We start from the raw sequence: 11,435 nt of genomic DNA on the forward strand, positions 1-11,435 counted from the left end.
ATCAAGCCTCTCTAGACATCGTTCCCCGGGATAAGTCGGTCAATTGCTGATTAAAAAACTCCAACATCTCGATCGGCGCCAGGCCGACCACGCCAGCATCCAGGCTGCGCGCATAGCGGGCCAGCGCCAGGCATTTCTGCGCCAGCTGAGCGCAACCCTCGCTGTAGTCCGCGCTGACCGAGGCGGCGGGCGGCACCGGCAGCGGCGGGCCGGCGTTGCGCCCCGGCAGGCCGGACGGCATATTCATCAGGGCCGCCGACAGGGGCCGCAGCACGCCGGTCATGATGTCGATCGAGGCGTTCATCAGGCGTGAGCGGCGCAGGCTGCCTGCGGGCTTTTGCGCGAAATGGTGGGCCATCAACAGGAAGGTCAATTCGTAGCCGCCCTGGTACAGCCGCATCAGGGCAAGCGCTTTGCCATCGCTTACCCGGCAGCCCTCCGCGCCCGCATCGGGCAGCGGATTTTTCAGCGCCGGCAAGGCCGGTTCGAAGGGCTTGTCGCGCGCCGCAAACCGGCCGGCCAGGGCGCGCAGCCGGTTGAAGTGCGAGCTCTCGAAATGCGGCGAATCGAGCGCCACGCCCTCCCCCTGTCCTGTGACGAAGTCGATCGCGAACAGCGCGCTGTCGCGGTCGCTCACCTCGAGCTGATAGGCGGGATAGGCGCGGTTGGTCAGCTCCTTCAGGAACAAGTGGTGTTCGCCGCCGCTCTTGCCGCTGCCGGCCGCGAACAGCTGCGGCAGGTCGGCGAGGGCGCGCCGGATCGCCGCGTAGAAGGTGGCCACCGATTTGCCCGGGGTCGGCAGGTAATCGGGCCACTCGAAGCGCACGAAGCGGGCCAGCACATGCTCGGAAAAGGGCTCGAACGCAAACTCCGTGTCCAGGCCAAAGCGCTGGCGCGCCTGCTCGCCCAGTAGCGGACGGCCGGCGTAGAACGGCTCGCCGAGCGCCATCAGCACGTTATTGACCACCAGGTAGTGAATCATTTCCTCGTGGGCGATTTCCAGCAGGGTGCCGCGCGCGCCGCTGTTGCGGCGCCGGTCCGCGCCGCCGCAAGCCAGCTCCAGCTCGCCGGCCTGCCAGCGGCCTTCCGCGACCAGCTGCACGCCTTGCTCATAGTTGGGAATGGAATAGGCGGCATACAAGTACTGCAGCATGAGCGACAACTCGAGGTCGATGGCCTTCTTCAGCTCCTCGACCAGCTCGGCCTTGCTGCCGATGGCCGGCGCGGGCCCGGGCGGTGCCGCTTGACCGCTTTTCGCGCCCGCTTCAACCTGGGTCAGGTATTTCAGGAAAAGGCGTGCTTTCGGCAGCGACAGTTCGCGCGTGCTCGGCATGTAATAGCTCTTGTCGCGGTTTTGCGGATCGCACATCTGCCACATCAGGCGCGCATAGGTTTCGCATTTGCACTGGTCCGCCAGGCTGAACACCTTGTCCGCCATGAAGGGATAGATCAGCTCGTAATAGCTCATCACATGCCGGTAGAGGAAGGCGTAGTCGACCTGTCCAGCCGGGACTTCGTCCAGATGCCAATCGTCCGGCAGCACGCGTACGCCAATGTGCTGGCGTTCCAGGCCATCGCCAAGCACGATGCGGGTGACGCCGGGAACGAGCCCCGTGACGCGCAGCTCGGCATAGCCACAGCCGCGCGCCGAAGCTTGCAGATCCAGGGCCAGCATCGCACCGTCTTCGGCCCGTGGCGCCAGGGCCGGATGGTCCGCCAGGACGCCGCGGAAACGGCTTTGCAGCGTGATCGCCTGCGGATAGTCCAGACCTTTCGCGCGGTTGGGCGCCTCCAGGTACAGCTGATTGCTGTCGGACTGCAGCACCCAGTCCGCTTCCTCCCATTGCCCCAGCGCGCTGCCCAGGCGCAGCCCACCATCGGCCACGCCAGCGTGCAGCAGCGGCACGTCGACCACCCCATGATGGCGCCAGTAATCGAGATACAGCGCCTCCGGGATGCGGGCAAGCAGCCTGCCCGCGCCATCCTCCAGCCGCAGGTCGCCCAGCGCCTGCTGGCCGCCCAGCGCATGCGTCGGGTGCTGCTCTGAAACGGCGCTGGCCGCGCGGGTGGTAAACGGAATCGCGGTCGGCATGTTCAGCGACACCCGGTCCGCGTCCAGTTTCACCAGCACCGGCCCCAGGCTGCCCTGGCGCGGCAGCAGCAGGCGGCCCGCCGGATAGGTGGCCAGTTCATCACGGCGCCACAGCCCAATGGTGCCGGCCAGGTCGTAGAACACCGGCGAATCGGGTTTCAGCGGCGTCGACATATTGAACAGGGCATACTGGACCGTCAATCCCAGCACGTCCTCCTCGGCCAAGGCTTCCTGCAAGGCGCACAGGCTGGCCGGTAGCGGCACCTCGGGGTTGAACAGGAAATGCGGCCCCTGCTTGGCAAGGGAAAACTGGAACAGCCGCGCACGGCCGAATTCCTCGTCCAGAAAATGGCCGCTGCGCTCGGTAATGTGGCCGCTTCCCAGCCAGCGCACCGAGTGCGCCTGCCCGATCGCGGCACTGAACAGGCTGGGGGTGTTGGGCCCGGCCTGCTCGCCGCTCAGCGTGAACTGCCCGGCGTAAATCAGCGTGGTATCGGGCTGGGCCGGATTGTTGTCCACCCAACGTGCGCGGTTGAACGTGGTGCGCAGATAGTCATTGTAATGGCCCCACAGGGCCAGCCTGGCGCCGACCAGGGCATCGCCGGTATCGACGCCGCCCTCCCCGAGCTGGACGCCGGTGATCCGGGTGTTTTCCCAGGAAAAGTGATTATTGCCGCAGGAATTGTAGCCGGCGGCCTGGCTGAAGATACCCTCCGGATCGGGCTTGCCGGCGGCATCGAAGCGCGGCTGCAGCTGCTTCAGGTGCGCATGAAATTCCGACGGCGCCCGGCTCAGGTCGAAGGGCTGGCCCGCCATCGATACCACGTTGGTGGCCATATCGATATGCCCGTGCGTGTTGCGGTTTGCCGTGGGCACGTTGGCGCGGGCAAAGCCGCGGAAATGCAAACGGGGGAAATCCAGAATGCTCATGCGCTCTCCGCAACCGGGGTGTCGAGCGTATCGTCACCACTTGCCTCTTCGGGCAGCCAATTGCAGCGCTCCTGCAAGAGCTGGCAGGCCTGGTGCGCGCTGATCAGGCTGCCCTCCATCCAGCCGCAGTGCGAGGTATACGCGTCCGAGCAGGCGATGATGCCGCTCGGATGCACGAGGGCGGCCGGATGCTTGGCTTCAGGTTCCAGGTAGAACTCGACGCCATGCGGCCAATGCTTGTAGAAGTGCGATTGGATCGGCGGCAGCGCCCTGCCCTTGAGCGGCAGGGCCTCCTCCAGATGCCGCCGCACGCGCTCCAGGTAAATTTCTTCGCCCTGCTCCACGCTGTCCTGCCAATAGAGGGCGCTTTGGCTGTCGGTATAGAACAGCAGGTATTTATCGCTCTTGAAGTAGATCTTGCGCAGGGGATTATTCGCCATCAGCATCTTGTCGCCCAGCCCCAGGCACTCGAACCAGCGTTTCTCGAACGTCAGGAAGCCCTTGAACAAAGGCAGGGAATCGTACTTGAACGTGCTCCAGGCGGCCGGGAAGTCCAGGTTCAGGCCCGCCATGGCGGAGGGCGGCATGGCCAGGATCACATGGCGCGCACGCTGCATCTCGATCTCGCCATGATGGCTGAAAGCCAGCAGATGATCGGCGCCGGACTTTTCCAGCGACAGCAAGCGGTGTTCGAGGCGGAACTCCACACCAGCGGCCTGGGCCTGGCGCTGCAACTGGCGCAGCAGCTCTCCATAGCCATCCGGGGCATAGCGCCATTCGTTGCCGGCGTTTTCGGTGCAGTTTTGCGTTTCCGGATGCTTCTTGATGATGTCGTACGCCATGGAGGCCGTGACGATCGGCAGTTGCAGCGCATCGTAGCCGGTGGCCTTGAGGATCCGGAGCGCTTCGGCAGCGCCCAGATAATGGCTGACGAATTCAAGGAAGGATTCCTGCGGATGCTCTTTCACCATGGGCTGCAAGCTCAGCAGGGTTTCCTTCAACTCTTGCTGCTCGCGCTCCTGGGACGCCACTTCCGTGAACGGGTAGACCGCGTGCGCCAGCCCGCTGTCCTGCATGAGCTCCTGGAAATGCGGATGGAGTTGCGGCGAATAGCGGGCAGCGCCGAGTTCGGCGACCTCCTCGTCGATTTTGCGCGACTGGATGCGGCCACCCACGAAGCCATTCAGGTCGAACACCCGGATGCGCATCTGCTGGCCAAGGCCGGCGTTGATCAAACGGGTCGCGCAGGTCAATCCACCAATACCGGCGCCAACAATGCAAATGTCGGAATAGTTTGTCATTTAGAAATCCTTTTAGCTAGTCAAGACCGTTAACCAAACTGGCCACGCCGCATTCCGACAGTGGGAGAGGCGCGCACGAACCCGCCCGCCGCTGGCGTGAATCAAGAATGGTTAACTTTAGGTAAAGCTTTTCGGTTGCTCGGACCAGGGGTCCGTCTTGCGGGGCAAAGCGAGTACTGCTCACTGACTGCAAATTCACCAAAGCGTAACGGCGCCCCCGTTCCGGCATTAGACAAATGCCGCTGGCAGCGATTGCCGCGGGGTCTTACTTACTTGCAACTATGACATTGCGGTGCCCAGTTCCCTCAGCACTCGTAGCTCTGTGCGGGTAATTGATCTGGATCAAATTTGTCTAGACAATATCCGATGTCCAAGCCTCGGATTTGATAAAAATCAAACGAATTACTGAATGATCCACTTATCAATAAATGCAGGATGAAAACCGAATTTCATTCATCCGACAGCGATTTCAAGAACATTTCCACCGGGCGCCCGCGCGGCAGTTGGCGTTTCGGGCGCGCATGGTGATCGCGCACGAATGATCTTGATTGGCCGGTGCCCTCAGGCCGCTTTCGTTCGGCCGGCAGAAACAAAAAAAGCCCCTGGGGAGTCAGGGGCTTGGCTTGGTGGATGACCTGGGTGCAACTGCGAGAACAGAGCGCGATTCAGGTCACTTCTCGAGGAGGTCGACGCCCAAGGGGCCAAGGCGCAGCACGCCTGGCCAGCGATTTCCGGTGAGCACACCGTTCATGGCGCCACCAAGCACCACGTCCTTGGTCTCGCCCGTAGTGTTGACGTAGAGCGTACGGCCAGCCACAACGCGCGCGTAAACCCCATCGGGCGTCTGCGGCCCCGGTGCAATGCCCAGGCTCGCGTAAAGCTGGCGGTACAACGGGCGCATGAGCTGCGGATGCGCAGCCGTGGCGACGTAGATGGCGCGTCCCTGGCCGTAGCGGTTGAGCGTGATGGCGGGCGTCTTGCCGTCAACATTGTCAAAACGTGCCAGCACTTCGGCCGTGGAAGGTTCCAGCACCTCGTAGGTCCCCAGTTCGGCCTTGATTTCTGCACCAGCAACCGTGGTCTGCAATGTGCCTGCGTTGTAGAACGCGTTGGTACGCAGGCCAAACACGTCGGACAGGCCGCCTGGCAGCGGAGTGTCGTGCCACTGATTGTTGTCATTCACCTTGGCCGACTGCGCGGTCATGATGACAGTGCCGCCGGCGGCAACGAACTCGCGCAACCTGGCGGTCGATGCCGCGTCGAGCAGATACAGGCCGGGCACGATCACCAGCTTGTAGCGTCTCAGGTCCTCGTGGCCGATGTGAATGATGGCCACGTCGATATTGTCCTTGAACAGCGGCTCGTAAGCGTTATGTGCCTGCTTCATGTAGCCCGGGTTGAGGTAAGGGCGCACCGTGTTGTTCATGCCCTCCTTCGGCAAGTTGGTGGCGATCATATTGTCAAACGCGTAGGCGATCGCGACCTCGGATTGCTGGAGGCGGGGGAAGCCCAGCTTTTCCAATTGGCTGAACTCCTTCGCGATGGTAGCAAACTCATCGAGCTTCCATGAGGGCCGGTCATCGTGGTCGACCAGGCCGAACAAAGCCTGCTCCTCGCCGCCGTGGTGGCTGTGCCACGTCCATGGCATCACCGCCTGCGCGCCCATCAGCAGGCCAAAGTGCGCCCACATCCGGGAGCGCCCCGGGGTGCCATAATATCCCGGGCCGCCAGCAGTGAATTCGTTGAACCAGATCGGAGCCTTCATGCCGGCACGCATCATCGTCGCTTCGAAGCCGGCGCCCAGCGGATCGCCAGGGTAGAAGCCCATCGCGCCGTAGCTCACATAATTGCGGTACGTGGCCAAATAGTCGAAGCCCTTGCGCCCTGCGCTGTCCCATAGGTTGGAGATGGCGGGCTTGTCCGGCACATTTTTCTTGCGTACCGCTTCGAGCAGCTCCAGCACTTCAACAGTCTGGTCGGACCAGAAACGACGCATGTCGAGGTAGCGCTCGTAGGGACCAGCGCCTTCGATATACGGCAGGCGCACCTCATCCCAGTTACTGAGGTGGCGCGACCAGCGCTGCGCAGCCCAGGCCTTGTTCAAGGCGGCCAGGCTACCGTACTTGCGTTTGAGCCAGCGGATGAAGCGCTTGCGGTCAGCCTCGGAGTACGACACCATGCCATTGCCGCTTTCGTTGTTGTAGCCGATGGCGAACAGCGCCGGGTGCTTCGCATAGCGCCTGGTCATGGTGTCGGCCAGGCGTAACAGCAGGCGCCGGTAGTCGGGGTCGCTGGTATCGTCCATGTAACGCTCGACCGGATCGAGCCACGCACCGCGCTCGGTGACGATGCCGACGCCGGGATACTTCTTGTGCAGCCATACCGGCGCCGGCTGTCCCGGGATATCCATGATGACCTTCAGGCCGGCGGCCTGCATCCGGTCCATGATCCAGTCGAACAGCCTGAAGTCGAATTTCCCCTCGGCTGGCTCGAAGGCATCCCAGGCCAGGTCGCCCATGCGCACCACTTTCATCCCAGCCTGCTTCATGCGCTGGATGTCGCGCTCAATCTGATCGCGGTCCCTACGGTCGAAGGGTTGGTAGTTGGTGCCGACAAATAGCTGTCCGGCGCCAGGCCATCCGGGATGGCCTTCCGCAGATTGCGCCCAAACATCGGCATTGGAGAAGGAGGCTAGCGCCAGCGTGCACGCGGCAGCGATTGAATTGAATTTCATGACTGTGCGGGGTGCATTCGGAATTTTTAGCCTCGCATTCTGCGAGCATCCGCATCGCACTGCAATTGCGAAAATGGTCAACGCATTCAATGAAATTCAACAACTGGAAAAACGGGGGCACATTGCCGAGCGTGGCCGCGGGATGGATCAATCCATTGTGCGAGCGGTGCCAGAGGCGAGGCGATTGCGAAAGTTACCAAGCTGGCCAACGAAATTTCGTACTCTGAACTCCAGTGCCCTGGTATCGCTTGTCCATGCAACCGTTTGCTTCTAACCTGTCTCCATCCCTACAAGTTCTTAACATCCGGAGACCGAATGCCGAATCGCCGCGCCACATTGCTGGCCTTTGCCGTGCCACTGCTCACCTCGTGCATCCCACTCTCGGCTGTCCACGCCGAGGATTCCACCCTACAGTTAACCAGCGTTCCGGGGCCATTCCGCGCGGACGCAGCAACGTTCAAAACTTACCAGGCTCCCGACTGGTTCCGCGACGCGAAGTTCGGCATTTGGTCGCACTGGGGGCCACAATCCGTGCCGCGCGCGGGCGACTGGTATGCGCGCAATATGTACATCTACGGGACCGATCAGTACAAACACCATCTTGAACACTATGGGCATCCGTCCAAGTCCGGCTACAAGGACATCATCCCCCTCTGGAAAGCGGAGAAATTCGATCCCGATGCCTTGATGGCCCTGTACAAGAAGGCAGGTGCGCGCTATTTCGTCAGCATGGCCGTCCATCACGACAACTTCGATTTGTGGGACTCGCGCTTTCATGAATGGAACGCAGTCAAGATGGGGCCGAAGCGCGACATCGTCGGCGACTGGAAGAAAGCCGCGTTGAAGGCTGGCCTGCGCTTTGGCGTATCGGAACACCTGGGCGCAAGCTACAGCTGGTTCGCACCAAGCCATGGCTACGACCAGGCCTGGCCCATGCTGGGTGTGCCATATGACGGCGCCGATCCAAAATACACATCGCTCTATCACCGCCCGACCGACCAGCCCTACCGCAATTCAAGCACCTGGTACACCACCGATGCCCGCTTCCAGCAGGAGTGGTTCAACCGCATCACCGACCTGGTGACGCGCTACCAGCCCGACCTGCTCTATTCCGATGGCGGCATTCCCTTCGATAAAGTGGGCCGCACCCTGGTGGCCAACTTCTACAATGCCAACGCCGCCAAGCACGGCGGCAAGCTGGAAGCGGTGTACAACCACAAGGATATCGGCTCGGGCGAATTCATCCGCGAAGCCGGCGTGCAGGACGTGGAGCGCGGCGTCATGGACGGCATCAATCCCCGTCCCTGGCAGACCGACACCTCGATCGGCGACTGGTTCTACAGCGAAGGCTATAAATACAAGAGCACCAGCGAGGTGGTGCATATGCTGGCCGATATCGTCAGCAAGAACGGCAACCTGCTGCTGAACGTGGTGCAGTACCCGGACGGCAGCTTGCCGCCCGAGCCGATGCGTTTCCTGAAGGAGATGGCAGAGTGGATGGCGGTCAATGGCGATGCGATCTATGGGACTCGCCCCTGGAAAGTCTTTGGCGAAGGGCCGACCAAGGCGTCGTCCGGCCATTTCAATGAGAACGCCGCCTATACACCGCAGGATATCCGCTTTACCGCCAAGGATGGAGCTCTATACGCCATCACCCTTGGCACGCCCGGAACCGAGGTGCGCGTCCAATCGCTGGGCCGGAAGGCCGGATTGGAGCCGCGGCCAATAAAGACTGTCACCCTGTTGGGCAGTCCAGCCCCGCTGTCCTGGGAACTGTCTGACGAGGCCTTGACAATCCGCCTGCCTGCCGGCCGGCTGGACACAATGGCAGCCAGCTTCCGCGTCACCTTCCAATAGCGTGTAAATCTCTTCAACTTTCTGCACATTCAAGGATTTGCAAACGCGAATGCGACACCCCGTCCCGGCTTCCGCGTAGGCTGGGCTGGACCGGCCGAACGGTCTGTCATTCCAACAATCGCAGTTCAATAAATTCTCTTGGAGCCAAAGGATGAAGAAGCAAACTCTCGCCCTCGCCTGCCTCATGGCCGGCCTGGTGGCGGCCTGTGGAGGCGGCAGTAGTCCGTCTACCCAGTCGCCTGCTTTCGCCGCCACTGTCACCGCCAGCACCAGCGCCAGCACCAGCACTACCACGGCAACAGGCACGCGCTGGATGAACGTGAAGTACGGCGGCAGCGGCTATGTACCCGGGCTGGTCTTTCACCCCACCAACCCCAACGTGCTGTACGCGCGTACTGACATGGGCGGCAGCTACCGCTGGGATGCGGCGACCTCAGCCTGGACCCCGATCACCGACGGCTTCGGGATCAGGGAAGAATTTTTCAACGGTGCGGAAAGCATCGCGCTGGACGCCAACGACGACAAGCGCGTGTACCTGGTCACGGGAATGTATGACTGGGCCGGCACCAATGGCCGCCTGTATGTTTCAACGGATCGCGGCGATAACTGGACCCACGTCGATCTCCCCTTCCGCGTCGGGTCCAACGACCCGGGCCGCGCCATCGGCGAACGCCTGATGGTCGATCCGAACCAGTCCGCCGTCCTGTATTACGGTTCGCGCACTGCCGGTCTCTGGAAGAGCGCGGACTATGGCCAGACCTGGGCGCAAGTCAGCGCGCTGTCGTCGTTCCAGTATCCCGCCGAGCAGATCCCCTCGCTGCCCGGACGCACCTCGGCCGGCATCGAAGCAGTGTTGTTCGACACCTCGAGCACCGGCGCAGGCACTGCCACGCAGGGTCTTTACGCTGCCGTCGGTCCCGATTATGCAACTGCGGCAGGCCTGGCCTTCAACCTGTACAAGTCGAACGACGGCGGCGCAAGCTGGACGGGTGTACCCACCCCGGTGACCGGATACCACATCCCGCACATGGCCCGTGCCAAAGACGGCATGATCTATGTCGCGTTCACCCGCGATATGGGCCCAGGCGCTGGCGGTCCGGCAAAGCTTTACAAGTTCGACGGCAGCAACTGGACCCTGTTGAAAAGCTACGATACGCAACAGTGGGTCAACTTCGGCATGGGCGGCCTGTCAGTCTCCGGCTCGGGACCGGCCACCCGGATTGCGCTCGGCGTCACGAATTCCTGGGGCAACTGGCAGGGCCAGCCTATCGTCCAGCTCTCGGACGACGCGGGCCTGACCTGGCGTGAAATCGCTTCGATGACGCCCCATACCCCGGCTGACGTCGACTTTTCCGGCTGGGTGGACGATGTCGAAATCGACCCGCACAACCCAGACCGCATCCTGCACGTATTCGGCGGCGGGGTCTGGGAAACCAGGAACGCTTCAGCAGCCTCGCCCAGCTGGAATCTCGCGGTCACCGGCCTCGAAGAAACCGCCACTCTTGCCCTGATGACGCCACCAAAGGGGGCCAGCTACACCCTGCTGAGAAGTTCGGGCGATATCGGCATGCACGTCCAGACCGAACTCCTGAAAACGCCAACGCGCGGCCCCCGCGGATGGTTCGGCAATGGCAACAGCGCCGACATGGCGTGGTCTGCCCCCGCTTACATCGCTGCGATCGGCACGCCGGTGTGGAACACGCCGAACGTCGCCGGCGCATACTCCACCGACTCCGGCGTGACCTGGACGGCATTTGCCGCCAACCACCCGGATGCCCTGGCCAGCCAGGGAGGCGAATCGAACATCGCCGTGACCAAGCCAGGGAACATTGTCTGGGCGCCTGCCAACTCGCGGCCCGCCTACACCACCAATAACGGCGCCAGCTGGGCCTATACCAACCTGCCAGCCCTCAGTGCGGTGGGTATCAACCGCGGCTACCGCATCGTTGCCGACCGCAAGAATCCACTCAAGGTGTACGCCTTCAACTCGGGCGGCGCATGGTGGAACCAGTGGTCCGATACTGCGCACTTCTGGTACTCGATCGACGGCGGCCACACCTTCACCGAGAGCACCGCCTTCACTGCTGCCGGAGCGCGGGTTGCAGATTTCTCCCACTCGTCGGTCGCCGTCAACCCGAATGCCGAGGGCGACATCTGGGTGGCTGATGGCTTCAGCCTCCTCCACTCGACCGATTCGGGCGTGAGCTGGACCAGGCTGCAGGCCACGGCGCCCGACTGGGGCAACCAGCCGGCGTGGATGTACCCGGAAGTATACGGTGCGACTTCGATCGCGCTGGGCAAGGCGACTGCCGGCGCCACTTATTCCTCGACCATCTACATCGTTGGCACCATCAGCAACGTATGGGGCGTGCATCGTTCCGACGATGGCGGCGCGACCTGGCGCCGTATCAACGACGACAAGCACCAATACGCGGGCCTCGGCAACCTCGCAGCCGACCAGTCCGTGCCGGGACGCGTGTTTGCCAGCGCCGCAGGCCGTGGCGTCGTGTTCAGCTATTGA

At 62.4% G+C, this 11,435-nt stretch carries 5 protein-coding genes; 2 read left to right on the forward strand and 3 right to left on the reverse strand.

Annotated elements, in window-relative coordinates; all coding sequences use genetic code 11:
* Position 1 precedes the first annotated feature (1 nt).
* From vioB to ACN9M3_RS17920, 3 genes are all read right to left on the reverse strand, one after another.
* Positions 2-3,022 carry an iminophenyl-pyruvate dimer synthase VioB gene (gene vioB / locus ACN9M3_RS17910; protein WP_426318177.1) on the reverse strand — a complete coding sequence of 1,007 codons (3,021 nt, stop codon included), beginning with the start codon at positions 3,020-3,022 and terminating at the stop codon, positions 2-4.
* Entirely contained in the window at positions 3,019-4,323 is a 1,305-nt protein-coding gene (locus ACN9M3_RS17915) for a flavin monoamine oxidase family protein (protein WP_426318178.1), read from the reverse strand. The genes vioB and ACN9M3_RS17915 overlap by 4 nt, the downstream gene beginning before the upstream one ends.
* Before the next feature lie 670 nt (positions 4,324-4,993).
* Positions 4,994-7,057, reverse strand: a complete 2,064-nt coding sequence (locus ACN9M3_RS17920; RefSeq protein ID WP_426318179.1) for a beta-galactosidase — start codon at positions 7,055-7,057, stop codon at positions 4,994-4,996.
* 315 nt (positions 7,058-7,372) lie between these two features.
* On the opposite strand from ACN9M3_RS17920, the gene ACN9M3_RS17925 reads away from it, so the two are divergent.
* Positions 7,373-8,914, forward strand: coding sequence for an alpha-L-fucosidase (locus tag ACN9M3_RS17925; protein ID WP_426318180.1), 1,542 nt, complete (start codon positions 7,373-7,375; stop codon positions 8,912-8,914).
* Between the two features lie 151 nt (positions 8,915-9,065).
* Positions 9,066-11,435, forward strand: coding sequence for a dockerin (locus ACN9M3_RS17930; RefSeq protein ID WP_426318181.1), 2,370 nt, complete (start codon positions 9,066-9,068; stop codon positions 11,433-11,435).

Origin of the sequence: Pseudoduganella sp. R-43, assembly GCF_049913255.1 — a bacterium.
GTDB lineage: Bacteria > Pseudomonadota > Gammaproteobacteria > Burkholderiales > Burkholderiaceae_D > Rugamonas.

Excerpts from the sequence above, each read along its gene's own strand:
- vioB (WP_426318177.1), bottom strand. The coding sequence starts at position 3,022 with ATGAGCATTCTGGATTTCCCCCGTTTGCATTTCCGCGGCTTTGCCCGC.
- ACN9M3_RS17915 (WP_426318178.1), bottom strand. The coding sequence starts at position 4,323 with ATGACAAACTATTCCGACATTTGCATTGTTGGCGCCGGTATTGGTGGA.
- ACN9M3_RS17920 (WP_426318179.1), bottom strand. The coding sequence starts at position 7,057 with ATGAAATTCAATTCAATCGCTGCCGCGTGCACGCTGGCGCTAGCCTCC.
- ACN9M3_RS17925 (WP_426318180.1), top strand. The coding sequence starts at position 7,373 with ATGCCGAATCGCCGCGCCACATTGCTGGCCTTTGCCGTGCCACTGCTC.
- ACN9M3_RS17930 (WP_426318181.1), top strand. The coding sequence starts at position 9,066 with ATGAAGAAGCAAACTCTCGCCCTCGCCTGCCTCATGGCCGGCCTGGTG.